The 25,412-nt window shown below is 69.6% G+C and carries 18 protein-coding genes and 1 tRNA gene; 6 read left to right on the top strand and 13 right to left on the bottom strand.

Going from position 1 to position 25,412, the window contains the following annotated elements; translation table 11 throughout:
* Nucleotides 1-3: 3 nt before the first annotated feature.
* The 3 genes from ACYVK3_RS02695 to ACYVK3_RS02705 form a co-directional block, all read right to left on the bottom strand.
* Nucleotides 4-76 (bottom strand) — tRNA-Thr (locus tag ACYVK3_RS02695).
* A gap of 75 nt (nucleotides 77-151) precedes the next feature.
* Complete coding sequence (locus ACYVK3_RS02700; RefSeq protein ID WP_460495714.1) at nucleotides 152-2,617, bottom strand: putative bifunctional diguanylate cyclase/phosphodiesterase; 2,466 nt, start codon at nucleotides 2,615-2,617, stop codon at nucleotides 152-154.
* An 85-nt stretch (nucleotides 2,618-2,702) separates the two neighbouring features.
* Nucleotides 2,703-2,957 carry a hypothetical protein gene (locus ACYVK3_RS02705; RefSeq protein ID WP_460495715.1) on the bottom strand — a complete coding sequence of 85 codons (255 nt, stop codon included), beginning with the start codon at nucleotides 2,955-2,957 and terminating at the stop codon, nucleotides 2,703-2,705.
* 277 nt (nucleotides 2,958-3,234) lie between these two features.
* Between ACYVK3_RS02705 and ACYVK3_RS02710 the strand changes: the two genes are divergently transcribed.
* Together ACYVK3_RS02710 and ACYVK3_RS02715 are read left to right on the top strand one after the other, a co-directional pair.
* The gene (locus ACYVK3_RS02710; protein WP_460495716.1) at nucleotides 3,235-4,221 is read left to right on the top strand and encodes a biliverdin-producing heme oxygenase; all 987 of its coding nucleotides are present in this window, start codon (nucleotides 3,235-3,237) and stop codon (nucleotides 4,219-4,221) included.
* A 118-nt stretch (nucleotides 4,222-4,339) separates the two neighbouring features.
* Nucleotides 4,340-5,152, top strand: a complete 813-nt coding sequence (locus ACYVK3_RS02715; RefSeq protein WP_460495717.1) for a M23 family metallopeptidase — start codon at nucleotides 4,340-4,342, stop codon at nucleotides 5,150-5,152.
* On the opposite strand, the gene pcrA is transcribed toward ACYVK3_RS02715, so the two are convergent.
* The 4 genes from pcrA to ACYVK3_RS02735 form a co-directional block, all read right to left on the bottom strand.
* Nucleotides 5,149-7,395 (bottom strand): ATP-dependent DNA helicase, encoded by a 2,247-nt coding sequence (gene pcrA / locus ACYVK3_RS02720; protein ID WP_460495718.1) that lies wholly within the window; start codon nucleotides 7,393-7,395, stop codon nucleotides 5,149-5,151. The two genes, ACYVK3_RS02715 and pcrA, sit on opposite strands and share 4 nt — an antisense overlap.
* Before the next feature lie 63 nt (nucleotides 7,396-7,458).
* Complete coding sequence (locus ACYVK3_RS02725; RefSeq protein WP_460495719.1) at nucleotides 7,459-7,728, bottom strand: chorismate mutase family protein; 270 nt, start codon at nucleotides 7,726-7,728, stop codon at nucleotides 7,459-7,461.
* Between the two features lie 235 nt (nucleotides 7,729-7,963).
* Entirely contained in the window at nucleotides 7,964-9,097 is a 1,134-nt protein-coding gene (locus ACYVK3_RS02730) for a Cys-Gln thioester bond-forming surface protein (RefSeq protein WP_460495720.1), read from the bottom strand.
* Nucleotides 9,098-9,489: 392 nt separating this feature from the next.
* Nucleotides 9,490-10,623 carry a thioester domain-containing protein gene (locus tag ACYVK3_RS02735; RefSeq protein ID WP_460495721.1) on the bottom strand — a complete coding sequence of 378 codons (1,134 nt, stop codon included), beginning with the start codon at nucleotides 10,621-10,623 and terminating at the stop codon, nucleotides 9,490-9,492.
* A 213-nt stretch (nucleotides 10,624-10,836) separates the two neighbouring features.
* On the opposite strand from ACYVK3_RS02735, the gene ACYVK3_RS02740 reads away from it, so the two are divergent.
* Nucleotides 10,837-12,087: a phosphatidylserine decarboxylase gene (locus ACYVK3_RS02740; protein WP_460495722.1), complete on the top strand. Its 1,251-nt coding sequence runs from the start codon at nucleotides 10,837-10,839 to the stop codon at nucleotides 12,085-12,087.
* Nucleotides 12,088-12,216: 129 nt separating this feature from the next.
* Here the strand turns inward: ACYVK3_RS02740 and ACYVK3_RS02745 are convergent, their stop codons facing one another.
* The gene (locus ACYVK3_RS02745; RefSeq protein WP_460495723.1) at nucleotides 12,217-13,167 is read right to left on the bottom strand and encodes an NUDIX hydrolase; all 951 of its coding nucleotides are present in this window, start codon (nucleotides 13,165-13,167) and stop codon (nucleotides 12,217-12,219) included.
* 64 nt (nucleotides 13,168-13,231) lie between these two features.
* A complete protein-coding gene (guaA, locus tag ACYVK3_RS02750; RefSeq protein WP_460495724.1) occupies nucleotides 13,232-14,776 on the bottom strand; it encodes a glutamine-hydrolyzing GMP synthase in 1,545 nt (514 codons plus the stop codon).
* A 58-nt stretch (nucleotides 14,777-14,834) separates the two neighbouring features.
* Between guaA and ACYVK3_RS02755 the strand changes: the two genes are divergently transcribed.
* Nucleotides 14,835-16,910, top strand: a complete 2,076-nt coding sequence (locus ACYVK3_RS02755; RefSeq protein ID WP_460495725.1) for an FUSC family protein — start codon at nucleotides 14,835-14,837, stop codon at nucleotides 16,908-16,910.
* A 545-nt stretch (nucleotides 16,911-17,455) separates the two neighbouring features.
* On the top strand, nucleotides 17,456-19,309 hold the full coding sequence (locus ACYVK3_RS02760; RefSeq protein WP_460495726.1) for an HNH endonuclease signature motif containing protein: 1,854 nt from the start codon (nucleotides 17,456-17,458) through the stop codon (nucleotides 19,307-19,309).
* Nucleotides 19,310-19,834: 525 nt separating this feature from the next.
* Here the strand turns inward: ACYVK3_RS02760 and ACYVK3_RS02765 are convergent.
* The 4 genes from ACYVK3_RS02765 to ACYVK3_RS02780 form a co-directional block, all read right to left on the bottom strand.
* On the bottom strand, nucleotides 19,835-20,500 hold the full coding sequence (locus tag ACYVK3_RS02765; RefSeq protein ID WP_460495727.1) for a hypothetical protein: 666 nt from the start codon (nucleotides 20,498-20,500) through the stop codon (nucleotides 19,835-19,837).
* Nucleotides 20,501-20,772: 272 nt separating this feature from the next.
* A complete protein-coding gene (locus tag ACYVK3_RS02770; protein WP_460495728.1) occupies nucleotides 20,773-21,081 on the bottom strand; it encodes a hypothetical protein in 309 nt (102 codons plus the stop codon).
* 10 nt (nucleotides 21,082-21,091) lie between these two features.
* Nucleotides 21,092-21,877: a Bax inhibitor-1/YccA family protein gene (locus ACYVK3_RS02775; RefSeq protein WP_460495729.1), complete on the bottom strand. Its 786-nt coding sequence runs from the start codon at nucleotides 21,875-21,877 to the stop codon at nucleotides 21,092-21,094.
* Nucleotides 21,878-22,019: 142 nt separating this feature from the next.
* Nucleotides 22,020-23,738 carry a bifunctional metallophosphatase/5'-nucleotidase gene (locus ACYVK3_RS02780; RefSeq protein WP_460495730.1) on the bottom strand — a complete coding sequence of 573 codons (1,719 nt, stop codon included), beginning with the start codon at nucleotides 23,736-23,738 and terminating at the stop codon, nucleotides 22,020-22,022.
* A gap of 405 nt (nucleotides 23,739-24,143) precedes the next feature.
* Here ACYVK3_RS02780 and ACYVK3_RS02785 point away from each other — a divergent pair, with 405 nt between their 5' ends.
* The gene (locus ACYVK3_RS02785; RefSeq protein WP_460495731.1) at nucleotides 24,144-25,337 is read left to right on the top strand and encodes an acyl-CoA dehydrogenase family protein; all 1,194 of its coding nucleotides are present in this window, start codon (nucleotides 24,144-24,146) and stop codon (nucleotides 25,335-25,337) included.
* Nucleotides 25,338-25,412 lie beyond the last annotated feature (75 nt).

The raw sequence follows: 25,412 nt of genomic DNA on the forward strand, positions 1-25,412 counted from the left end.
CCGAGCCCCAAAACGGAATCGAACCGTTGACCTTCTCCTTACCATGGAGACGCTCTGCCGACTGAGCTATTGGGGCGCTCACGCTCTCGCGCGGCCTTGACAAGAGTACATGATGGCGGCCGGACTTCCGAAGCGGGGCCAGCGTTGCGGCTCAGACCACATGCAGGCGACCGGCGTCCTTTCCGCCCTCCTGGGAGCCCAGCCAGGCCGCGAAACGGTCCGGGTGGAGCGGCCTGGAGAAGTAGTAGCCCTGGCCGATCACGCACTCCATCTCACGCAGTTGGTCGACCGCCCGGTGCGACTCGATGCCCTCGGCGACCACGTCGATCTCGAAGTGCCGCGCGAGCCCGAGCACCGCCTTCACGATCGCCCGGTCGTCCTCGTCGGTGGCCATGCCCTGGATGAACCGCAGGTCGATCTTGATCTCCTGGATCGGCAGCCCCCGCAGGTACGCCAGCGACGAGTAGCCGGTGCCGAAGTCGTCGACGGACAGCCGCACCCCCATCTCGTGGAGGCGGTCGAGCACCGGCGTCAGGCGCGAGCCGTCGGCGACCATGTCGCTCTCGGTGATCTCGAACGTCAGCCGCTCCGGCGGCACCGCGTGCTCGGCCAGCAGCTGCGCCACCCGTTCGGGGAAGTCCGCGTCAGTCAGCGTCCGGGGCGAGAGGTTCACCGCCATGCGCAGCGGTCCGTCCTCCGCGCCCCACTCGGCCGAGCGGCGCAGCGCCTCGGCGAGCACCAGCTCGGTGAGGCGGCCCAATTGCCCGGTGCTGCCCGCGATCGCGATGAACTCCTCCGGCGGGACCGGCCCGTATGTCGGGTGCGACCAGCGCACCAGGGCCTCGGCGCCGGCCAGCGCGCCGCTGGCGAGCGCGACCTTCGGCTGGAAGTGGACTTCGAGCTCGTCGCGGTCGAGGGCCTGCCGCAGGTCGGCGGCCAGGCCGATCCGGCGCATGCTCTCGGATTCGAGTCCGGAGTGGTATGCCTGAACGCCGTCGCCGACGTTCTTGGCCTGCCGGGTGGCGGTGTCGGCCCGCTTGAGCAGCTCGTCGGCGTCGGTGGCGAAGTCCGGGTGCGTGACCACGCCGATCGCCGCCGAGACGTCGACGGCGACGCCGCCGAAGGCGAACGGGTCCTGGAGCCGTTCGCGCAGGCAACGGGCGGTCTCGACGGCGGCCTCGGTGGAGGGCAGCCGCGTCTGGAGGATGAACTCGTCGGAGTCGATGCGACCGATGAACGAGGCGTCCGGGGCGTGCTCGGTGAGCCGCCGGCTGAATTCGACCAGGAGCGCGTCGCCGGCCTCGTGGCCGAGCGCGTCGTTGATCTCGTGCATGCCGTCCACATCGAACATGAGGACGGCGACGACCTCGCCGGGCACGGTGATCGCCAGCGCCTCTTCGAGCGCCGCGAGGGAGCGGCGCCGGTTGGCCAGTGAGGTGAGCGGGTCGTGGTAGGCGTCGTAGCGGAGCTGGTCGATCAGGCGCGTGTTGTCGACCGCGACGCTGACGTGCGCGGCGACGGTCTCCAGCAGTTCGAGGTCGAGCGGCTGGAAGTGCGAGAGCTCGCCGCCGATCCGGTCGGCGACCGACAGGCAGCCGTAGACGTCGTCGCCCGAGCGCAGGGGCACGAGGATCGCGCCGCGCAGCCCCGCGCCCTCGAGCTCGGCGCGCTGGTCGCGGCTGCCGGACTTGGCGCTGACGAGCATCGGGTGGTTCGTGGCGATGACCTCGCGCTGGAGGCTCTCGGGAACCGGGTCGAGATCGGTCAGTCCGATGTCGTCGACTTCGGCGGTCAGCCGGATCTCGGAGTAGCGCCCGCCGGCGGGGACCCAGACCGTCGCGGACTCCGCGGAGAGGATCTCGCGCAGGCGCCCGAGCATGGCATCGATGAGGCGGTTGGAGCGCACGGAGTCGGCGACGAGTTGTGTGAAGGTGTTGAGTTCTGCAAGGACGTGTCGCTGCCGGCGCAGCTTCATGTAGCTGCGCGCCAGGAAGACCATCGTGAGCAGCAGGACCGCGAGCGGAACGGCCGACCATACGGTGGCTTCGAGGAGGATGAGGAAGATCAGCCCGATGGAGGCGGCGAGCATCGGGCCGAAGAAGGTGAGCGAGAAGGCGAGCCAGGCCTTGATCATGCTGTCCCAGCCGCTGATGATCAGCAGCATGAGCGAGAGCAGCGCGGTGGTGACGGCTCCGCACAGGGCGACCGCTCCGACCAGGACGGCCCAGCTCACCGGGTCGTGCGCGTCGCCGATGCCGACGTACTGGACGAACGCGGCAGCGGTGGCGACGCCCAGGACCGACATGCCGATGTTGAACAGCGGCTTGAGGACGCCGATGCCGACGCGCAGGTACCGGCCCGTGTAGTAGATGAGCGAGGCCGCGAGGCGGATGCCCAGGACCCAGAACGGCGGCAGGTAGAACAGCGCCAGGACGAGCGGGATGTCCGCGAGGTTGAACGAGATCCGGTGCGAGCGGACGTAGCGTTCGACGAGCAGGTTCTGCGCGATGACGAAGACGGTCAAGAAGAGCAGGAGCTGCGCGGGCGCAACGGGGTCCACGGGCCCGAAGTACACCAGCGCCGCGACGTCCGCGGCGAGGATGAGGCCCGTGAACACCCATGGCAAGGCCAGGAAGAGACGAGGATAGCGGTCTCTGATCACTGGCACACGCGCCTAACGAGACGTGGGCTGCGACGACGCCTCAGCCAAGGTCGCTGGAGTTTCCGCCCGAGGCGGTCACGACGGAGGCGAGGTCCGTGGAGTTGTCCGTGTCGACGTCGCCGAGGTCGGTCGAGTTGTCCGGATCGGTAGCGCCGAGGTCGGACGAATTCGACTCGTTCGCGAGATCGGTCGAGTTCGAGGCCGACATCTCTGCTGTACCGGCGAAGATTCCGAGCACGAGGAGACCTGCCGCCGTGACGGAGGCGAGTTTCTTGAGCAGTCTGACCGGTTTCACGAGGCCTCCCGTGAGTTGCAATGACGTACGTTCAAGGGGACCAGTCCAGCCCATGGTGCCACAGGTCTGTCTTACATGGGAAGTCCTGCGGACACGATTCCCGGGCCTTTTCTGGTTTCAGCCGAACGACTGAGTGCGGCTGGCACCATTGTCCCCGATCGCCACATCGGCTTCGCCGAAGGGTCCGAGGAATGCGAGCCGTAGCCTATTTCCGTCCACTAGGTTAGGCTTGCCTTACCGATACTGCCGTCGCCGATCCGACCACGGGGAGCCTGCCATGCCCGCGAACGCGCCCAAGGCGAGCGAGGTCTCGGGGCCGCCGTTCTCCGCCCGCATCCGGGAGGCGAGCTGGTCGCGGCACCAGTCCCTCGACCCCGCCGACGGCGCCGAGCACGCGAGGGGCGTGTTCGACAGGCTCTTCGACGGGACGTTGACGCTCGGCGACTACGCGCGCTGGCACGCCCAGCAGTTCTTCGTCTACGAGGCGATCGAGTCGGCGGCCGAGCGCTGGAGAGGCCACCCGGTGGGCGGGGCGTTCGTGTTCGACGAGCTCGCGCGCCTGGACGCCCTCGCCGGCGACCTCGAATTCCTCATCGGACCCGACTGGCGTTCGCGGACCGCGCCCCTGCGGGCCACCCGGCGCTACGTCGAGCGGATCGAATCGGCCGCGAACGCCTGGGCCGGCGGCTACATCGCGCACGCCTACACCCGCTACCTCGGGGACCTGTCCGGCGGCCAGGCGTTCGGGCGGGCCGCGCGGGGCCGGTTCGGCTTCGGCGAGCGCGGGGCCGCCTTCTACGACTTCGACGACATCGCGGATCCCAAGGCGTTCAAGGACGCCTACCGGGCCCGCCTCGACGACGCCGACCTCGACGAGGACGAGCGCGATCGCCTCATCGACGAGGTCCTGGCCGCCTACGACCACAACGGAGCGGTGCTGCGGGCGCTGGCGTCGCAGCTGAGCGAGGGCGAGAACCCGTTCGGCGCCGAGGTCGTCGCCGCGGTCTGCAGGCACATGAACTCTGACCACGCCGCCGAGACGCTCGTCATGTGCCGCGGCCTCGGCGGCCGTCCGGCGGCGACGGCGGCGCGCATGACCGGTGTCGACGGCGAGGGCGGCGACTACGTCGTGACCGTCGACGGCGCCGAGGAGGCCCTCCGGATCCCGTGGGGCTCGCGGCTCAGCGAGCGCGCCGAGATCCGTGCCGAGGTCGTGCGGATCTTCACCGAGTCGCAGGAGGCCCTCCGACACGCCGAGCGGTGACGAATCTCGCCCGCTCCGTCCCCGCGGCGCTACGGTGAGTCCGTTGCCATGCTCACGTTCGAGCAAGCGCCCCATGGCGTTCCTCGGCGATGAGCGCAGCCACGGACCCGGAGGAGCGATGTCCGATCCCGGACCGGCAGAGGAGATGACCATCCGTCGCCATGCCGCCCGGCCACACCGCGTGCGAGGCCAGCACCGTGCCTCGTGGGCCGCCGAGCTCTCGCAGCTGATCGACGGGACGCAGCGGCGATACACCGCCGTCGTCGGCACCGCCGTCGCCGCCTCGTCGGTCGTCGCCATGGCCGCCACCGCGGGGCTCCCCTCTGGAGAGCCCGACCCGGCCGCCTCGGAGGCCGTCGCCGACATCGCGGCGCTCGCCGAGGAGACCTCGCAGGCCGAGGCCACCGCCGGTGAGGCGCAGGGCGCCGAGCCCGAGGCCGGTTCGCACGGGGCCGAGGCCGAAGCGCCGGCGGCAGCGGCGGCCGTACCGGACGAAGTGGAACCGGAGCGCGACTCGCCGGTGATCGTGCAGCCGGCGGAGATCGAGTGGACGCCGATGCTCGACGAGGTGAACATCACGTCGCTGTTCGGGCCGCGCTGGGGCCGCAACCACAACGGCATCGACTTCGCCGCGGCCACCGGCACCCCGGTCTACGCCGTCTCCCCGGGCACCGTCGCGCACGCCGGCTGGGAGTCGGGCTTCGGCAACCTCGTGATCATCGACCACGGCGACGGCGTCGAGACGCTCTACGCGCACAACTCCGAGGTCTACGTCGCCGAGGGACAGTGGGTGGACGCCGGGACCCACATCGCGGACGCGGGCAACACCGGCTTCTCCCTCGGCCCCCACCTGCACTTCGAGGTGCATGTGGACGGACAGCCGGTGGAACCGATCGGCTACCTCGAATCGGCCGGTCTCGAACTGCGTTAAAGCTTGTTCAGCGGCGCGAGGCGCAGGATCACCCATTTGGGCTCGCCGTCGCCGAAGTCGATGCGCGCCTGCGCGCGCGGCCCGGCGCCCTTGAGCTCGACGACGCGGCCGAGTCCCCACTTGTCGTGCGTGACCCGGTCCCCCACTTCCACCGACGGCACGTCGGCGGCGCTGCGCATCGCGATCGGCTGCCCGAACGACGGCGACTTGCTCCTGACCGGGCGCGGCGGCGGTGCCGACTCCGTCCATTCGATGAGGCCCGAGGGAATCTCCGAGAGGAACCGGCTGGCCGCGTAGAACTCCGGCTGCCCGAACACGTTCCGTGTCCCGGCGCGGGTGACGTGCAGGTGCTTGCGGGCGCGGGTGAGGCCGACGTAGGCGAGCCGGCGCTCCTCCTCGAGCTCGCCGGGCTTCGACATGGACCGCTCGTGCGGGAACATGCCGTCGTCCATGCCGGTGAGGAACACCGTGTCGAATTCGAGGCCCTTGGCGGTGTGGAGCGTCATGAGCGTGACCACGCCGCCGTCCTCGGCCTCCGGGTCTGGGATCGAGTCGGCGTCGGAGACGAGCGCGACGTGCTCCAGGAAGGACGCGACGTCGGCGTCCATGTCCGGCTCGTCGTCGACCGGGTCGGCCGCGCCGCGGACGGTCTGCTCGGTGAACTCGTGGGCGACGGCCACGAGTTCCTGGAGGTTCTCCACGCGCCCCTCGTCCCTGGGGTCGTTGCTCTGCTCGAGCCCTTCGAGGTAGCCGGTGTCGGCGATGAGCTTGTCGAGCACCTCCTCGGGCGGGGCGGTGCGGGCCAGCTCGGTGGCCTCGTCGATGATCTCGCAGAACCGCTTGATGCCGCCGCGGGCGCGAGCCGAGACGCCGATCGCCTCGTCGGCGCGGTGCAGCGCGGCGGGGAACGAGATCCGCTCGCGCGCGGCGAGCGCCTCGATCTCGGCGACGGCGCGGTCGCCGACGCCCCGCTTGGGGACGTTGACGACCCGCTGCGCCGAGACGGTGTCGTCGGGGTTCACGGTGAGCTTGAGGTAGGCGAGCATGTCGCGGACCTCTTTGCGCTCGTAGAAGCGGACGCCGCCGACGACCTTGTAGGGGATGCCGCGGCGGACGAACACTTCTTCGAACGCCCGGGACTGGGCGTTGGTGCGGTAGAAGATCGCCACGTCGCCGAAGCTGGTCTCCTTGGCGTCGACGAGCTCGTCGATGCGGTTCGCGACCCAGGCGGCCTCGTCGTGCTCGTTGTCGCCGGTGTGGCCGAGGATCGCCGAGCCGGCGCCCTCGTCGCTCCACAGGCGCTTCTCGCGGCCGCGCTCGCTGTTGTGCTGGATGACGCCGTTGGCCGCGTCCAGGATCGTCTGCGTGGAGCGGTAGTTCTGCTCCAGGAGGATCGTCTTCGCGTCCGGGTAGTCGCGCTCGAACTCGATGATGTTGCGGATGGTGGCGCCGCGGAAGGCGTAGATGGACTGGTCGGCGTCGCCGACGACGCACAGCTCGGCGGCGTCCTCTCCGGTGCCGACCAGTTCGCGCACCAGCACGTACTGGGCGTGGTTGGTGTCCTGGTACTCGTCGACCAGGACGTGGCGGAACCGCCTCCTGTACGTCTCGGCGACCTCGGGGAAGGCCCGCAGCAGATGCACGGTGGTGCCGATGATGTCGTCGAAGTCGACGGCCTGGGCGAGGCGCAGGCGCTCGTCGTACTGGGCGTAGACGTCGGCGATGAGCCTGGCGCGGGCGTCGTCGGCCTCGGCGGCGGCCTGCTCGGGGCCGATGAGCTCGTTCTTGAGCTTGGAGATCTCGGCGGCGAACCAGCGCGGCGAGTGCTTCTTGGAGTCGAGGCCGAGCTCCTTGACGATCTGGGTGAGCAGACGGCGGGCGTCGTCGGTGTCGTAGATCGTGAAGCTGGACTTCCAGCCGAGGCGGTGGGCCTCGCGGCGCAGGATGCGCAGGCACGCGGAGTGGAAGGTGGAGACCCACATGGCCCGCGAGCGGGGGCCGACGATCGCGTCGACGCGTTCGCGCATTTCGGCGGCGGCCTTGTTCGTGAAGGTGATCGCGAGGATCTCACCGGGGTGGACGCCGCGCTCGGCGAGGAGGTGGGCGATGCGCTGGGTGAGGACGCGGGTCTTGCCCGAGCCCGCCCCCGCGACGATGAGCAGGGGGGAGCCGGCGTGCTCGACGGCTTGTCGTTGCGGTTCGTTGAGGCCGGTCAGCAGGGCGTTGGCAGCGTCGTCACTCATAGGAGGACCATTATGCCGCGCCGGGTACGACACTCCTCCGGCGCGGCACGGGTCGGCGGGGTCTTAGAGCGGCCCCCGGCCGGCTCGGAGGATGAGCATCGCGATCTGCGTGCCGTCCTCGCCGAGCGCGGAGCGGTACTTCTCGAGGATGGCGCGCTCGCGGTCGAGGACCAGGCGAGTGCCGCCGTTGGCCATGCGGATCTCGCCGATGCGTTTGGACAGGCCGGCTCGCTCCTGCCAGAGGCGGACGATCTCGGAGTCGAGCGCGTCGATCTTGGTGCGCAACTCGTCGAGTTCTTCGGTTCCGGTCTGGTCGGCGGTGGTGGCGGTCATCAGGGCTGCTCCTTAAGCGTTTCGGATCGAATGTCCGGGTCGGCGCCCTGGGTGTGCGAAAACCCCGGGCGTTTCGCCCGGGGCTGTAGGTCTGTGGTCAGCGCGACGACCTACGGCTCGGACGATCCGTGCCGTAGTAAAAGTAAAATCGCGCGATCTGATGCACGTGGCCAAGTATGCCACACGCCCGCCGGCGGCACCAGCGGGCGTGTGGGAACCGTCTCAGATGATCGGGCTACTTGTCGTCGCCCCAGTCGCCACCGGCGGTGGCGGCGCGGCGGCGCATGAGCACGATGGCGGCCACACCGGCGACGAGCACGGCGCCGCCGATGCCGGCGACCGTGGTCAGGCTGGTGCCGGTCACGGGCAGCTGGGGCTGCGCCGAAGGCGACTCGGAGGGGACGTCCTCGATGACGAGCTCGAACTCGACCTCGGCGGCGATCTCCTCTTCGTGCGACTGGCCGAGAATGAGGTTCTGGCCCGTGAGGGTCTCCGAGCTCGCGTCGACCGGGACGAAGACGCGCCCGACCGGGGTGGTCCAGATGACCGACTCGGTGGTGATGTTCACCGTGCTGCTCTGGGCCTCGTCGAACTCGACCCAGACGGACTGGCCGTCGCTGAACTCGGTGACGGCTTCACCGTTCTCGTCGACGATCGTCGCGCCCTCGGGCTGCTGGAACGTGACGGTGCCGAGGTTGGTGGAGACGGTGAACGGGCCGACGGTGGTCCCGTCGACGGCCGCTTCGGAGTCGTCGACCTCGAAGTACGGGTCCATCTCGGGCTCTTCGGCCGGCTCGGAGTTCTCGAGCAGGTAGGTCTGGACGCCGGTCACGGCGGCATCGACGCCGTCGCCGCCCTGGGTCGGGTCTTCGGCGTTGATGGTCCAGCCGTCGGTCAGCGACCAGACGGCGGCCTGGGTGCCGGCGTAGGCGACCTGGTCGGCGGAGAAGTCCCCGAGGTCGGCGTCGGTGACGCCGGCGGCCTCGATGAGCTCGGTGGCGTTGCCGCCGTTGTAGCCGTTGAGCAGCACGCCGAGCACGAGCGGGAGGTCCTCGACCGGGACCTCTTCCCAGGCGCGCTCTTCGTGGACGCTGTTCTTCAACAGTCCGACCTGGATCTGGATGCAGTAGACGGTGCGGGCGTCGCCCTCGCCGAGCTCGATGCTCAGCATGCTCGCCTCGACGTTCTTCTCGGCCTCGCCGATGGAGCCGTAGAGGCCGACCCCGTTTTCGGAGGACACCGTTCCGGAGGCGACGGGGATCGGCTCCTCGCCCTCTCCGTCTTGAGCGAGCGCCATGCTCGCGGTTCCGAGGCCGAGCGCGATTCCCGCGGCAGCGGCCAGCGACCCTTTCAGGGCTTTTCTCATCATTTGTTGAAGTCCCTTTTGTTTTCCGAGGGATTGACGCGTTGATTCTGCCTACGACACGTTAGTGAGCGCCGGACGGTTGCACCAGACCCGGTCCAGTCATTGATCGGCCACTACCAGGTATTTCACCTGCGCGGCAAGGGATTGCGGCGGGCAAGGGAGAGCGGCGACACTATAACGATTCGGCAACGACACGTTTTGCACCGGCTGGACTGTGGCGGATGGACGTTCGTGGGACGGAACATGCCGGGGCCGAAGCGATCGCTTCGGCCCCGGCCGCACCATGCGTCGGATTCAGGTGTGTGAGCCGCCGGGGCGTGCCCGGCCCCGAACTGGATCGACAAGATTCGGACGCCCCGGCGGCAGCGGGGCGCTCGCCCCGCGTTAGATCGGGCCTATTCGGCGGCGGCCCTCCGCCGCGTCAAGGCCAGGACGGTGAGCCCGCCGATCAGGAGCGCGAGCCCGCCGGCGAAGGCGAGGCTCAGGCTCGAGCCGGTAGCCGGGAGCTTCGGCTGCGCGGCCGCCTCCTCGGTGGGCCGGTCGGTCGGGGGCAGTTCGAGGGCGAAGGCCCACTCGGCGGGGACCTCGGACTCCCTGGGCTGGGCCAGGATGAGCTTCTGAGACTCGCCGGACTTGACCGGGTTGGCCGCGTCGCCCGAGAGCGACGCTTCGGTGGTGGCCATGAAGACCCGGCCGACCGGCAGATCGTAGGTGGCGTGCCCGCCGATGGTGATGCCCTCGGAGTCCTCGTCGAGGACGATGTGGAACTCCTCGCCGTCCTCGAGGCTCGCGATCTCGTCGCCGCCGGCGTCCACGAGCCTGCCGCCGTCGGCGGTCAGCTCGACCGGCCCTGCGTTGGAGCGGACCGTGTACGGACCGAACCTGCCATCCTCATAGGAGGCTTCTTCGACGCCGTCGAGCTCGATGTAGAACTCCGAGGGATCGGGCAGGCGCCCCGCGTTGGCGGTCAGGTACTCATAGACCGCGGCGACGCCCTCGCTCTCTTCGCCGCTGCCGCCGATCACGGCGTCGTCGGTGTCCAGTGTGAAGCCGTCGGTGAAGTGCCACACCGCGGCCTGGGTGCCCGCGTAGGCGACCCGGCCGATCGCGGCCTCGTCCCAGCCCTCGGCCGCCTGGGCGCCGGAGGACTCGATGAGCGCCTCGGCGGTGACGTTGGGGTGGCCGTTGAACAGGACCCAGCGGACCTTCTCGAGGTTGGCCACGCCCGACTCGTCCCAGTCGCCCTCGGTGTACGGGCTCTCCTGGTCGAGCGGCGTGTGGATGTCGATGCAGTAGACCTGAAGGACCTCCTCGCCACCGTGCGGCTTGAGGCCGAGCACGTTCGCCCACACGTTCCACGGCTCGCCGTCGAGCTCGCCCCGCAGTTCGAGGCCCTCCTCGACGACGATGTCGCCGCTGACCGGCTCGCTCTCGCTCTCCTGAGCGGCGGCGGCGCCCGGCACGGCCAAGGCGGCCAAGGCCGCGGCGCCGAGCGCGGCGAGTGGGGCGAATCTGGAGTGTCGTGTCATCGTTCTTCAGTCCTCCTGGAGCGGTGAGGTTGGGATCCGCTTGTACGAGGGGAAACGAGGGGCCCCGGCGGCCCGGCGCGGCCGCTCATCCGAATGATTCTTAGGAATCGCCGAAAGTACGATGACAAACCGGTCCATAGCCAGTCATTCGCCACTGACGTCACGGCTGCGGGCGGGGCCGATCCGCAGCCGGAGCGCTCTATAGTCTGGGTTATGCCGATCTCGAAAGCCGCGGCTCGCGGCATCACCGACGAATTCAGCCGCCGGCGCGGCCCCAAGAGCGGCCTCGTCGTGGGCGCCGCCTGGGGAAACCCGGTGCTGACGGCGGCACTCGAGGCGCTCATGCCCAGCGACCGCCTCACCGTCGTCGCCGATCGAGCTTCTATTGAGGACCTGCGGGCGGCGCTCGACGCCGAAGGCTCGTGGACGGCGGGCATCGTCACCGTCGTCGCCGACCTGGCCGAGGCCGAAGCGGCCGAACAGGTCATGCTCGCCTCGCCCGTCACCGTCGAAGCCGAGGCGTTCATCGCCGACATCGAAACCCTCCGCGCCAAGGTCCTCCCCGGCGGTGTGCTCTCCTTCGCCGCGACGCTGACCGCGCCGGCCCGCGAGGAGATCGCCGAACTCGTCGCCGAGTACGGCATCGGCACCGACCTCATCCTGCGCTCGCTGCCGCCGCTGCGCATCCACAAGCTCCGCATCGGATCGGCCGGCGGCAACGAGGCCGAGCCGCGCGCCCTCGCCCCCGCCGAAGACCTCGCCCCGGCGTGGCGGGCCTCCTCGGTGCCGCTCACCCCCGGCCTGCACGTCGACTCCAACGGCATGATCATCGGCGGCATGCTGCTCGGCGCCGCCTGGGCGGCCAAGCGGATCCGGCCCGCCTCGAAGGCATGGCTGCTGCCCGCCGCGGCCGCGCTCCCCGCCGCGGCGTTCTTCCGCGACCCGCAGCGCGAGGCGGACCTGCGCGGCGAAGACGACGAACCGGAAGCCGTCCTGGCCGCCTCCGACGGCAAGATCATCGGCATCGAGAACGTCACCGACGAGCGCTTCGGCGCCGCCACCGGCACCGCCGGCGCCGACTGGCTGCGCATCTCGGCCTACCTGTCACTGCTGGACGTGCACATCAACCGCTCCCCCGTCTCCGGCGAAGTCGTCGACGTGTTCCTCGAGCGGGGCGGCTACTCGAAGGTCTCGGCGCCCGAGGCCGAGCACAACGCCGCCTGCTACACGGTGCTGGCCACGCCGCGCGGACGCGTCGTCGTCGCCCAGCGCACCGGAGCCGTCCTGCGCAGGCTCGTCAACCGCACCAAGGTCGGCGCGGCCCTCGCCAAAGGCGAGCGCTTCGGGCTCATCCGGTTCGGCTCGCGCACCGACGTCTACCTGCCGGCCGGCGCCGCCGACGCGATCTGCTCGCCCGGCGAACCGGTCAAGGCCGGCGAGACGATCATCGCCCGCTGGCGCTAGGGCCTCTCCTGTGCGTCAGGACGAGTCGATAGCCGAGGTCGTTCGCTCGCTCGCAAGGCGGAAGGGCGCCCCGATACAACACCGGCAGCGGGGCGCTGTGACAACGCAGCGAACGGACGAATGGACCGGCTAGCGGCCGTTCTGATGCACAGGAGAGGCCCTAGGCGGCACCGCGAGCTTGTGCAGGTCCACGACCTGCAGCGCGTCCTCGACCGCCGCCGACAGCGGCAGGCCGGCGAGCGCGTCGGCGTCGAACCAGCGCGACTCCGACGTCGAACCGCCCGCGGCCTCGATGACCTGTGCGGCCGAGGGATCGGGCACCGTGGCGGAGTAGATCGCGCGCACGCCGTGCCAGTCGAGCGGATAGCCCTCGGGTCCGATCGCGCGGCGGTGGCGGAACGAGGTGACGTTGAGCAGGGCGCCGACGCGGGCGTCCTGCCCGGTCTCCTCGTAGATCTCCCGGAAGACCGCCGCGCGCGGCGACTCCCCGAAGTCGACCCCGCCGCCGGGCAGATGCCAGGTGCCCGCGCCCGGGTAGCCGTCGGCGATGCGGGCCAGCAGGATGCGGCCGGCCGAGTCGGCGACGACGCCGTAGGCGCCGAAGCGCTGCCCGCGGCGGCGCCGGCCCTTCTTGGCCTTGGTGGGCGGCGTCGGCCGCATCTGGGTCGGCGTCTTGTCGACGCGACCGGCGAGCCGGTCGTCGGCCAGGCCGAGGCAGGCCGAGACGAACGGCGAATGCGGCTCGGCCGCGGCACGGGCCGGGTCAACCCATTCGACCGACTCGCTCTGGGAGGCGGCATCAGGGCCGCCGGTCACGGTCGCCCGGTAGATGATGGCGTTGGTGTGGGTGCCGCGTCTGGCGACCGCCACGGCCTCGAGCGGCTCGCCGACGGCGACGTCGTGGCCGGTGTACTCGTTCACCAGGCGCTGTGCCGCGTGCTTCGGAGGTTCCCCGTGGTCGATGACGCCCCCTGGGAGATGCCAAGGGCCCGCGTCGCGCCCCGCGCGGTGGCGGCGGGTCAGAAGGAGCCGACCTCTCTCGTCACGTACCTCCCCGTACGCAGCTATCCGGAATTGCATCCCTCAACTGTACGACCTTGACCATCGCACGCGGTGAAGCTCGCGAAGCCGCGCTCCGGACGGCCTATTCCCACTCGATCGTGCCCGGCGGCTTGCTCGTGACGTCGAGGACGACGCGGTTGATCTCGGGCACCTCGTTCGTGATGCGCGTGGAGATCTTCGCGAGCAGCTCGTACGGCAGGCGCGACCAGTCCGCGGTCATGGCGTCCTCCGAGGTGACCGGGCGCAGCACCACCGGGTGACCGTAGGTGCGGCCGTCGCCCTGGACGCCCACGGAGCGGACGTCGGCCAGCAGCACGACCGGGAACTGCCACACCGACCGGTCCAATCCGGCGGCGGTGAGCTCGGCGCGGGCGATCGCGTCGGCCGCGCGCAGCAGGTCGAGGCGCTCGCGCGTCACCTCGCCGACGATGCGGATGCCCAGACCGGGGCCCGGGAACGGGTGGCGCCACACCATCGCCTCCGGCAGGCCCAGCTCGATGCCGATGGCGCGGACCTCGTCCTTGAACAACGTGCGCAGCGGCTCGATCAGGTCGAACTGGAGGTCGTCGGGGAGCCCGCCGACATTGTGGTGGCTCTTGATGTTCGCGGTGCCGGTGCCGCCGCCGGACTCGACCACGTCCGGATAGAGCGTGCCCTGGACCAGGAACTCGATGTCCTTCTCGGCGGCGATGCCGCGCGCGGCGGCCTCGAAGGTGCGGATGAACTCCCGGCCGATGATCTTGCGCTTCTCCTCGGGGTCCGCCACGCCCTTGAGCGCGGTCAAGAACTGCTCCGAGACGTCCACGGTGCGCACGTCGATGCCCGTCAGCTGCGCGTAGTCCTTCTCGACCTGCTCGGCTTCGCCGGCACGCAGCAGCCCGTGATCGACGAAGACACAGGTGAGCTGGTCGCCGATGGCTCGGTGGACCAGCGCGGCCGCCACCGAGGAGTCGACGCCGCCCGAGAGGGCGCACAGGACCTGCTTGTCGCCGACCTGCTCGCGGATCGCCGCCGCCTGCTCGTCGATGATCTGCGCGTTCGTCCACGACGGCTCGAGGCCGGCCACGTCGTGCAGGAAGTGGCGGATGACGGCCTGCCCGTGCGGGGTGTGCGCGACCTCGGGGTGGTACTGGACGCCCGCGAGGCGCTTCTCGAGGTTCTCGAACGCGGCGACCGGCGCGCCCGCGGTCGAGGCGACCACGTCGAAACCGTCGGGGGCGGCCGTGACCGAGTCCCCGTGGCTCATCCACACCGACTGCCGCTCCGGCAGCCCGGCGAGGAGTTTGGACTCACAGGTGACACTGAGCTCAGTGCCGCCGTACTCGGAGGTTCCCGTCTTCGTGACGGTGCCGCCCAAGGACTGGGCCATCGCCTGGAAGCCGTAGCAGATCCCCAGGATCGGCACGCCCGAGGAGTAGACGGCCTCGTCGACGTGCGGAGCGCCCTCGGCGTACACGCTCGAGGGGCCGCCGGACAGGATGATGGCGGCCGGATTCTTCGCGAGCATCTCGCTCGCGGGCATGTCGGATGGGACGATCTCCGAATAGACCTGGGCCTCGCGGACCCTGCGGGCGATGAGCTGCGCGTATTGGGCCCCGAAGTCGACCACCAGCACCGGTTGTTGCATGAGGTCAAGCCTAACCGGTCGCACCCGTCACACCGGGAGGCGAGGCTAGCCTGGGGGCGTGGTCAACCCGGGAGTAGCGGAGTCGGTCAGGCGCGTCGGACGCGACCTGCGCTCCTGGGCCCCCGGCGAGGCCGCTCCCGTGCTGGCGGTCCGCGCGGCCTCCGGGGTCGCCGTGGTCATGGTCGTCGCCCAGGTCCTCGACATGCCCGGATGGGGAGAAGCGGCGATCCTCGGCGCCTGGCTCGGCGGCGTCGGACTCGTCAACCCCGGCGTCCGCACCGAGCCGACCGTGCCCCTGCTCATCGGCCTGGTCGGCGCCGGCGGGGTCCTCCTCGGCGCCACCGACCATCCCGTCCCGCTCGTCGCCGCGGCCGCGGTGTACGCGTTCGGGCTGACGTTCGTCGGCTCGATCTCCCCGGGCGCCGGCGTGACCCTCACCGTCGCCGGTGTGCTGTTCTTCCTCTCCGACCACCTCACCGAGGGCACCAGCGCGGGGACCGCCGCCGTCGCGGTGTTCGCCGCCGCCGCCGTGCAAGGGCTCGGGGCGCTCCTGCCGCCGCGGTACCGGTGGGCCGAGGACCGCAAGATTCTCGCCGAAGCCTGGCGGGCGCTCGCCGACGAAGCCGACGCGCTCGCCGCCGACCCCAACGTCCCCTTCCGCACCGAAGCGCTCGCCGAGGCCGCCCGCGAGCTCGACCGGCGCCGCGCGCTCCCCGCCGCCGTCAAGGACGCGCGGAACCAGATCTACGCCCTGTCCGCCGCGATCGGACGCGTCGCCTCAGCGAGGTCCCGCGCCGACGCCCGCGAGGCCGACACCGTCGCCTTCCACTCCGAGGCGCTGCACCTGTCGGCGCGGCTGCTGCGGCACTTCGCAGGCGAGATCACCAGCAGGCGGCCCGCCGCCCTCGACTGGGACGAGCTCCTCGACGGCCTCGCGCAGCACCCCGTCGCCACGTCCACCGGGACGATCCCCACCGAGATCAGCGGCCTGCTGCGGACCCTCCACGACACCGAGGGCTACGCGAGCCTGATCGCCACCGGATCGGACGACGTCATCGCCGACCCCGCGCTCATGTACGCGACCGGGCAGGCGCGCGAGGCGGCCGAGCAGCTGCGCTCCCGGGTGCGCTGGGCCGACCCGACCTTCCAGCACGCGATGCGGCGCGCCGGCGTCGTCGCGCTGGCGATGACCCTCGGACTCGCCTGGCCCAGCGACCACGGCTACTGGATCCCGCTGACGTCGTGGCTGGTGCTTCAGGCCGACTTCGCGGGGACCCTCACCAGGGGCGTGACCAGGGCACTGGGGACCCTCGGCGGCGTCATCGCCGCCTCAATGCTGGGCCTGGTGGTGCCGCACGAGCCGTTGTGGCTGAGCCTGCTCGTGCTCGGGTGCGCGCTGCTGGCCTACTGGACACGGCCGGTGTCGATGCTCGCGTTCGCCGCGATGGTCGCCGCCTTCACGGTCTTCCAGATCGACCTGTCGGGCGAGGACCCCATGCGCGCCGGCGTGGACCGGGGGCTGTGCACCGCGATCGGGGCGTCGCTGTCGATCGGGTTCTACATGCTGGCGCCCACCTGGCAGACCCGGCGGCTCGGGGACCTCTTGGCCGAGCTCGTCGACGCCTACAGCGACTACGCGCGGCTGGTGTTCGACCGGCAGGCGCACCCCGAGGACTACGACGCCATGCTCATGCACTCGGTGATCGACCGGGTCCGCGCCAAGCGGGCGGCGCTGACGACGGCGGCCGATCAGGCCAAGGCCGAGCCGGTGGCCGGGCCCGGGCCGCTGTCGGCCGATGCGATGGGGGCCGAGGAAGCGCTGTCGAGGGCGGCGCGGGCGCTGGTGGCGGTGAACGCGAGCGTGGGAAGGGGCGAGGCGGCGGCGCTGCCGGGGGTGGAGGACTTCGCCGGTGCGGTGGAGGGCGCGTACCGGAGGCTGGCGGCGCTGGCGAGGGGCGAGCAGTCGCCCGCGCCGGTGGACCTGGAGTCGGCCGCGAGGAGCTTGGAGGCGCAGCTGGCCGAAGGAGGGCCGGAGACGCGAACCAGGAGGAGCGTGGTGCGGTGGGAGATCGACAACCTGGTCGAGGCCTTGGACGATGCGGGACTGCTGATGGCGGGCTGGGGCGAGGCTTAGAGGGCGGGACCGGTCAGTCCGCGCGTCAATCGCGCTCGACTTCCCCGGCCGAGCGGCGGCGCTGGTCATCGCCGACTCGTTCTGCGACACGCGCCGGACTTGTGCCGCCCTGAGGAGTTCAACCACCTGCTGGGTAGGTACCTGGACAAGCTCGAATGGAACTGACATAGGCGCAACGGGGTGTCACGAGCAGCGACGACGAGGTAGGAATCTGTCGGGCTCGATCTTCGGGGCCGGGTCCGTGTGAGTGCGGCTTCAACCGGGCGGCGACGAAAGGGTAAGTGCTTTGTGGAGGTTGGGTCGGCGGGCATGAGGGTTCCTTTGGGCGCGGGCCGGTACGGCGGTCCTGATTGGTGTCCGGTTTCTCTTGCGGGGCAGGGATTCTCGTGGTTCCGGGCGGGGAAACGTGAGTGTTTTCCCACCCTAATGGGTGATGACATGGGCCTTGTGACCTGGGAGAATAGAGGTATAGCACGAACCGGCGGAAACAGCAGGTTCGTACGAGACCTCAATGACCGAGGGGGTGTCAGATGGCCAAGGCGAGCATGAAGCCCAGTAAGACGGAGCGGACCGAGCGGGCGCAGGCCATCCACACCCACCTTGACGAGGCCGCCGCGTTGATGAACTCGGTGCACGCGCGAGTGCTGTCGGACGTCATCGACGCGAAAGCCTGGAATATCCACCGCGACTGCGACGGCTTCTCCGCCCTGCGCGAGTGGCTGGTATCGACCTTCGACTTCCACCTCCGCGTCGCGGCTGATCTGGCGGCGATCGCCCGCACGGCAGGGAAGTTCACCGTCCTGGCCGAGACGGCGACGTCGGCTGCGGCGCGGATTGACCGGGTCGCGGCGGCCGTGCGCCGCCTCGATGCGACCAAGGCCCTGCGGGTGTACGCCCGGACTCCTTGCAAGGAGCCGGTGCCGTCCCCGTTCGACGCGGACATCCTCTGCCCCACCCCGGAGCATCTGATCGCGCAGTACTGCATTCACGCCACCGTCAAGGACGTGCACGCCCAGCTCGACGAGCTCCAGGCTGCCCTCGACTCGGGTGAGGAGCTGTTGGACGGGTTGGGGCAGCAGTCGTTGCAGCGGCTCGACTTGGTGGAGACCGAGAACGGCATGTTCGTTCTCTCCGGGCTGCTGTCGGCCGACACCGGGAAGCTGTTCGCGAAGCTGTTGACGACGGCCGTGCCGCCTCCGCGTCAGGACGAGGTCGATCAGGACGGGTCGCTGCCGCCGGCGGCGAACCGGCGGGCTGAGGCGTTCCACCAGATGGTCGCGGCCCACGGGGCCGACCCGAACGCGGCCAAGCGGCACGGGCACACCGCCATGCTGCACCTGTCAGTCGACATCGAGACCCTGGCTGGGGAAGACACCGGACGCGTCGCCACCTTGGAAGGCGACCCGATCAGCCTCGGAAAGGCCCGCCTGCTCGCCTGCGAGGGCCTGGTCATCCCCAACGTGTTCAACTACCGCACCGGCGAAGCGATCGAACTCGGCCGCGCACTCCGGCTCCCGAACTCGGCGCTGCGCAGGAAGTTGGAACTCGAGCAGCCCGGCGGGTGCGCCTGGTCCGGCTGTCTCGCACCGGTGCAGTGGACCGAGGCCCACCACATCCGCCACTGGGCGAATGGTGGCCCGACAGTAGCCGAGAACCTGATTCTGCTGTGCCGGTTCCACCACGGCCGCATCCACACCCCCGGCTGGACCATCCAGAAAACCGGACCGGGCAAGGCCCTGATCGTCCACCACGACGGGCACGAGGACACCGACCCCGACCTCACATGCGGGTGCTCGGACTGGCGCACCGACGCGGACTTGGATGCCGACTTCGCCGAGGACATCGCGAACGCCTTCCCCACCGGCCTGTATCCCGAGGAATGGTCGGAGACATTGAAACCCGACCTCGAAGCGGCTGCTGAGCAGGCCGAGACCGAGCAGGTCATGGCCGCCGCGAAAGCCGCCCGCGCTAAAGCGCGAGCACGCTTCACAACACCGACACCCCAAAGCGAGACCGAACCCGAACCGGAGACCGGAACGGGAACCGAGAGCAGCGCCAGGACCGGACCTGAGCCTTCCACACCACTGACGGAACCGAAGTGGACTCATAGCCTGGTAAGTGCCGCACCGGCACCGGACTACGGACCGCCACCCTTTTTAGGTCGCCCGTCGCGGGATGCCGTGGCGGGGAAGGCACCTCATAGGTCGCCAGCTCGAACCGGAGACCGGGTTCGAGCACATCCCCATGCCCCGAGCCCGAACCGGACCACCAGCCACCCCGCATCCGCCGCCGGGCCCTCCTCAGCCCAACCCGGCACGGCACCACCGGCCACCTCCGCGCCGACCAGCCAACGCCACCCCACCTGCCACCGCTTTTGTCGCCGCCTTGGCGCAGAGTGACCATCATGCCCGCCCGTTCCCGCCAACGCCCCCGCTTCCATTGCAGATCTCAGCAGGCCCCCGCCCGACCACAGCGCCACCCATGACGGCTACCGATCCCGATGCGCCCGGCCCCCTCATCGTCGCTGATGGAAGCGGGGGTGTTGGCGGGAACGGGCGGGCGTGAACATTCCGTGCCAATGCGCCGTGCCAGCCCCGCCACCGCATCCGCTTCCTTCCCGAACGAGACGAATCGCTTCCCGTCCGGGCAACGCCACGTCCAGTCCTCCGCTACCGACTGGGACCCTTCGAACGCCTGCCAGTGCGCTCCTTCGACCTTGCTCAGCTCCATGTTCTGAGGCTATGGCCGCACCCGCGCGCGCCAACGTGATCTCGGCCGGGGCGTCGCGTCCTTCGGCGACGCCGAGGGGAAGGGGCTGATCGATGCTCGTCGAGATCGACCAGCCCCGGACCCTCGACGCGAACCTGGGGGTTAACTGCTTCGAGGGGGTCTGGCGACCGTGGTGGCACGGTTCTCCCGCATGGTCATTCGGTGAAGACGTCCATCTCACCGTCGCACATCCAGCATCGCAGGTCCAGGGAGCCGTCCGCGTTGCGCTGCTGCGGCACCGCCCGGTGGCATCTCGCGCACCCGAGCGCACCGCACGACTTGCACTGCTCGCCATGCCCGCCCATCTCCATGTCCTCCAGAGACAAGAACCACCACGTCGAGCCGTGCTCCTCACTCGAATCCGAGAATCCCGGCGAGGCCGCCGGGATCACCGAGTAGCCGCAGCGGGCGCAGTCCTCGCTGGAGTATCGGGGCGTCGGCAGGGCGGTGCGCTCGGCGATCTCGACGAAGGCCCCGTCGGCCTCCTCGAAGACCATCACCAGGTCCTTGCCGAGGTTGCCCTGCGGGTTCTCGGCGATGACGTAGACCCGCTCGTCCCGCACCTCGCAGCCTCGCAGGAATGCCAGTGCCTCAGCCCGGTTCTCGAACTCCTCGATGAGATAGAGCGAATCCGGCCGCCGCACCGTCCGGATCGGCCTCGTGTCCGAGTAGCCCGGCGGCCAGGTCACCCGCGGCCTCTTCGCCGTCATGCGGAGGCCGTGGCCGGCTTCCGCGGCCGGCGTCGGCCGTTCACCTTGCCGCCGCATGACGATGACGGCCACTGCCAGTGCCACCGCGCCCAGTGCGATCCAGATCCACACGCCGCCTCCGCATCGTCGATTCGAGAGCCCGCGACCACGGTACGCAGGGCGCCTCGGGACCGGTCCCGGACGGCTTCTCAGGTTCGGGCCGCACCTCGGATACACGCCTTCGCATGGGCGCATGACCATCGATCTGTTCGCGGGCACACCGGTTCGCGACCGCGCCGTGTCCGCCGCCCGGTACGAACGGCTCCTCGGGAGCCTCCGAGCCTCCCGGCGTTCCTGCCGAACGACTCCGAGACGGTGTGGGAGCCGGCCACTCGGGCCGGGGTTCAGAAGAGTTCTTGACGCGCCTTGGCGATGGCCTCGTCCACGGCCGCTCGCTGTCCGACGGTGAGCTTGTCGGCCACGTCCAGGAGGTCGAGGCCGATCACCTGGAGCTGGTCGGGCAGGTGGAGGTCGTTGCCCAGCCGCGGCACTTCGCGCCGCGGCTCGCCTTCGACATCGGCGCACACGTCGGCCAGCGCCTGGACGAGCCGGTGCATGGCCTCGGCCCGCCGGTGCTGGGACCAGCGAGCGGGCGACCAGTGGCGCGTGCCTTCGACGACGCGCCCGATCGCCCGCTCCAAGGTTCGGTCCATCGCGGCCGAGCTACTCGTTGAAATAGCTCAGGAGCCGCAGCAGGCTCCAGTACAGGAAGATCAGTCCGGCGGTGAGGCCGAAGGCCCCGGCCCAGGCGAACTTCTTGGGCGCGCCGGCGTTGACCGACTGCTCGATCATGTCGAAGTCGAGGATGAAGGAGAACGCGGCCCACAGGGTGAGGGCGATCGCGATGACCCACTGGAGGGTCGTGGCCGACTCGCCGGGGCCGGCGAACAGGCCGAGGTCGGCGCCGAAGAGGCCGGCGACGAGGTTGACCGCGATCAGGGCGAAGATGCCGAAGCCGGCACCGACGATGACCTTGGTGAACATCGGGGAGTTCTTGAGGATGCGGAACTTGTAGAGCGCCAGCATGCCGCCGAAGACCAGGACCGTCGCGAGCAGCGCGTTGACGGCGATGCCCGGCTGGGTCTGCTCGAAGGCGGCGCTGACGCCGCCGAGCAGGAGTCCCTGCCCGATCGCGTAGACGAAGCAGACGATCGGGTTCATCACCGGCCGGAACATCGAGAAGAGGATGACGCCGAGACCGACGAACGCGCCGATGCCTCCGAGGGTGAAGGCGGTGCTGATGGCGGCCTGGTCACCGTTGGCGATGCCGTTGGCGACCATCGTGAAGGTGATCATGGCCGCGACGAATGTCGCGCCGATGAGGGCGACGGTGCGGACGATGACGTCGTCGATCCGCATGGTGTCGACCTGCGGCGCCTGGGTCATCTGCCCGTAAGGCCCGTATGCCGCGCCCATGTGCTGCTGTTCGGCGTACTGGGTCTTCATCATGTTTCTGAGGGATGAGTTTCTGCTCTGAGGCATGTCTGCGGTCCTCCGTATATGTCAGGGCGTCTCTAGACTATCCGGTCTGGGCCAGCGATCGCGGGAGCGGCGGGGAGCGGTCGCTCCCCGCCGCCTGAATTGTCCGCGACTAGATGACGTTGACCCTCCCGGGCTCGGGCGCCTCCACGGGGGCGTCCGGGCTGGAGTGCTCGGCGAACCAGGCCTCGAACGCGACGAGGTCGACCTCGCCGGTCAGGCGGTTCTCGCCCTCGGCGAGGACGTAGAACGAGTCGCCGCCGTCGGCGAGGAACGAGTTGACCGTCACACGGTAGGTCTGGTCGGCGACGATCGGCTCGCCGTTGAGCATGAGCGAGTCGGCCACGATCTGCTCGGTGCCCTCCAGGGTGGTGTCCCAGGTGTAGGTGAAGCCCTCGGAGACCTGGAGGAACAGGGTCGTCGACCGGTCCTCGCTCGGCAGCTGCTGCTGGAGCAGGGTGAGGATCTGCGCCCCGGTGAGGTCCATGGTGACCAGGTAGTTGTTGAACGGCTGGACGCTGAACAGCTCGGCGTAGGTGACGGTGCCGTCCTCGCCGTACAGCAGGTCGGCCCTGACCCCGCCCGGGTTCATGAAGGCGATCTCGGCGCCGCCGAGCTCGGGGTCGGCGGTGCGGGCGAGTTGGGCGTCGGCGATGAGGCTGCCGAGGGGGAACTCCTCGGCGCGGGTGTCGCCGCGGGTGATGTCCTCGGCGATGTAGCCGACCTCGCGCCCGGCGACCTCCTCGACGTCGTCCTGGTAGCCGGCGATGAGCTCGGACTGGACCGGGTCGGCCTCGACGTCGCGTTCGACGACGGTGTTGGAGCCGGTCACCGAGGAGCGGACGATGTCCTTGGTGCGCCTGTCGTAGGTCGCGTCGATCTCGGTGAAGACGCGGCCGTAGGAGGACGCGGAGGTGACCATGCGCGGCTGGCCGGCCGGGTCGGGGACCGAGCAGACGTACTCCTGGTGGGTGTGGCCGGTGACGATGATGTCGACGGCCGAGGACATGTTCTCGGCGATGTCGACGATCGGACCGGACATGCCGACGCCGGAGCCGTCGAGGGACTCGCACTCGTGCCCGGTGTCCTCCTCGACGGGGTAACCGCCCTCGTGCATGAGCACGACGATGGAGTTGACGCCCTTGCGGCGCAGCTGCTCGGCGTACTTGTTCGCGGTCTCGACCTCGTCGACGAACTCAAGGCCCTCGATGCCGGACTTGGCGACGATGTCGCCGGTGCCCTCGAGGGTCATGCCGATGAAGCCGACCTTGACGCCGCCGCGGAACTTCTTGATCCAGTAGGGGTCGAGGACCGGTTCGCCGGTCGCCTCCTCGACGACGTTGGCGCCCAGGTACGGGAAGTCGGCGCCCGCGTAGTCGCCGTCGCCTTCGATGTGGCGGTGGAGGTCGTCGATGCCCTTGTCGAATTCGTGGTTGCCGACCGAGGAGACCTCGACGCCCATGGCGTTGAGCGATTCGATGGTGGGCTGGTCGCCGAAGGCGGCCGAGAGGAAGGGGCTGGCGCCGATGAGGTCGCCGGCGGCGACGGTGGTGCTGAACCGCTCGCCCTCGCGGGCCTCGTCGAGGTACGTGGCGAGGTATTCGGCCCCGCCGGCGGGGATGGTCTCGCCGTCGAGCTCATAGGTGAGGCCGTCGGAGGCTTCTATGTTGCCGTGGAAGTCGTTGATGGCCAGCAGCTGGAGGTCGACCTCGCGGCCGTGTCCGCGGCCGGGGTCCGCGGCGGCCGACCAGGCGCCGACGGCCGTGATGGTGACGGCCAGTCCGGCCGCGGCGGCCGCGGCCAGATAGCGTTTCGGTTTCGCGTTGAACATTGCACTCCTGGGGTCGGTGGAGATGGCGCGGGGCATGTCGCTCCGATCGTGATCCAATCATGGGACGATTGCACCTGCGTCAATACAAGATAACGGCTCGACAAAGCTGAGATAACGCCCCCGGAAAGAGCCGAGAAGGCTTTCCGTTATCATATGCACATGCAGAACGCACCCCCAGTCTCGAATTCTGAGAGTAGTCGAAGGTGTCCATTTCTGTTGCGGCACAACGGAATGTTACCGTCCCGTAACGGCGGAATGTCCACAAAGCTTACCCTTGCCCCATGCGATAACGGTTGCTACAGTCACTCCGAGAAAGTTTCACATAACAGCTCGTCGTGAGTTCATGGTGGGGACTGCTGACCGAGCGGTCGATGGCGAGCCTGAGCTGCCCACAGGGGGTAACCAATGACCGGCTACTTCACCAATGACCAGCATGACACCCTCAGGAAAGAGGTCAGGGACTTCGCCGAACGCGAAGTCCGGCCCCGGATCCGCGAAATGGAAGCCACCAAGACCGCGCACCACCGATTGTCGAGAATGATCGCCCGACAGGGCTGGCTCGGCGTCACCATCGGCCGCGAGTACGGCGGCATGGGCATGGGCCACTTGGCGAAAACCATCATCATCGAAGAGCTCTCCCGGGTCTCCGGCGCGATGGGAGCGATGGTGCAGGCCTCCCAGCTCGGCGTCGCCAAGATCATCCACTTCGGCAACGAAGTCCAGAAGAAGACCTGGCTCCCCGCCGTCGCCGCCGGGCACTGCCTCCCCACCATCGCCGTCACCGAGTCCATCTCCGGCGGACACGTCCTCGGCATGCAGGCCAACGCCGTCCGCGACGGCGGTGACTACATCCTCAACGGCCACAAGGTCTTCGTCGGCAACAGCCACGTCGGCGACCTGCACGGCGTGATCGTGCGGACCGGACCGGGCAAGGACGGGCTGTCGGCGTTCCTGGTGGAGGCGGACCGGCCGGGATTCGCGCTGGCCCCGCAGCAGTCGACGATGGGCCTGCACGGCTTCAGCTTCGGCGAGCTGCTGTTCGACAACTGCCGCGTGCCCGCGACGAACATGCTCGGCACCGAGGGCGACGGCCTCAAGGTCGCCTACTCCTCTTCGGTCCTCTACGGGCGCTCGAACCTGACGGCGGTGTCGCTCGGGATCCACCAGGCGATCCTCGACGAGACCGTCGCCTACGCCTCGCAGCGCACGCTCTACGGCAAGCCGCTCGCCGAATTGGACAACATCAAGCAGAAGATCGGGCAGATCCATTCGCGTCTGATGACGGCGCGCATCACGGCCTACCACGCGGTGCACCTGCTCGATCAGGGCGAGGCGTGCGACGTCGAGCTGATGAACGCCAAACTCGTCAACGTCGAGTCCGCGCTGGACTCGGCCCGGGAGGCCATGGAGATCCACGCCGCGGCCGGCCTGTCGACCGACCGGCCGATCGAGCGGTATCTGCGCGATGCCTTCCATATCTTCGCTCCCGCGGGTACCTCGGACATCCAGCGCCTGCGGCTGGCCGAAGAGGCCCTGGGGCGCTCCAGGGGCCAGTGGTCCGAACGGATCGTCGGAGGCGAGCCGGTCGCAGTGGCATAGGGGCATGTCTGGAGGATCGGCCAGACCATGCCGGGCCCGTCACGGGCGGAACGAACCGAACACAGCTCAGAGGAG

The organism is Glycomyces tarimensis (assembly GCF_054776215.1).

What these genes read in the sequence shown, in the direction of transcription:
- ACYVK3_RS02710 (WP_460495716.1), top strand. Translation starts at nt 3,235, where the DNA reads ATGCCCGCGAACGCGCCCAAGGCGAGCGAGGTCTCGGGGCCGCCGTTC.
- ACYVK3_RS02715 (WP_460495717.1), top strand. Translation starts at nt 4,340, where the DNA reads ATGTCCGATCCCGGACCGGCAGAGGAGATGACCATCCGTCGCCATGCC.
- pcrA (WP_460495718.1), bottom strand. Translation starts at nt 7,395, where the DNA reads ATGAGTGACGACGCTGCCAACGCCCTGCTGACCGGCCTCAACGAACCG.
- ACYVK3_RS02725 (WP_460495719.1), bottom strand. Translation starts at nt 7,728, where the DNA reads ATGACCGCCACCACCGCCGACCAGACCGGAACCGAAGAACTCGACGAG.
- ACYVK3_RS02730 (WP_460495720.1), bottom strand. Translation starts at nt 9,097, where the DNA reads ATGATGAGAAAAGCCCTGAAAGGGTCGCTGGCCGCTGCCGCGGGAATC.
- ACYVK3_RS02735 (WP_460495721.1), bottom strand. Translation starts at nt 10,623, where the DNA reads ATGACACGACACTCCAGATTCGCCCCACTCGCCGCGCTCGGCGCCGCG.
- ACYVK3_RS02740 (WP_460495722.1), top strand. Translation starts at nt 10,837, where the DNA reads ATGCCGATCTCGAAAGCCGCGGCTCGCGGCATCACCGACGAATTCAGC.
- ACYVK3_RS02745 (WP_460495723.1), bottom strand. Translation starts at nt 13,167, where the DNA reads ATGCAATTCCGGATAGCTGCGTACGGGGAGGTACGTGACGAGAGAGGT.
- guaA (WP_460495724.1), bottom strand. Translation starts at nt 14,776, where the DNA reads ATGCAACAACCGGTGCTGGTGGTCGACTTCGGGGCCCAATACGCGCAG.
- ACYVK3_RS02760 (WP_460495726.1), top strand. Translation starts at nt 17,456, where the DNA reads ATGAAGCCCAGTAAGACGGAGCGGACCGAGCGGGCGCAGGCCATCCAC.
- ACYVK3_RS02770 (WP_460495728.1), bottom strand. Translation starts at nt 21,081, where the DNA reads ATGGACCGAACCTTGGAGCGGGCGATCGGGCGCGTCGTCGAAGGCACG.
- ACYVK3_RS02775 (WP_460495729.1), bottom strand. Translation starts at nt 21,877, where the DNA reads ATGATGAAGACCCAGTACGCCGAACAGCAGCACATGGGCGCGGCATAC.
- ACYVK3_RS02780 (WP_460495730.1), bottom strand. Translation starts at nt 23,738, where the DNA reads ATGTTCAACGCGAAACCGAAACGCTATCTGGCCGCGGCCGCCGCGGCC.
- ACYVK3_RS02785 (WP_460495731.1), top strand. Translation starts at nt 24,144, where the DNA reads ATGACCGGCTACTTCACCAATGACCAGCATGACACCCTCAGGAAAGAG.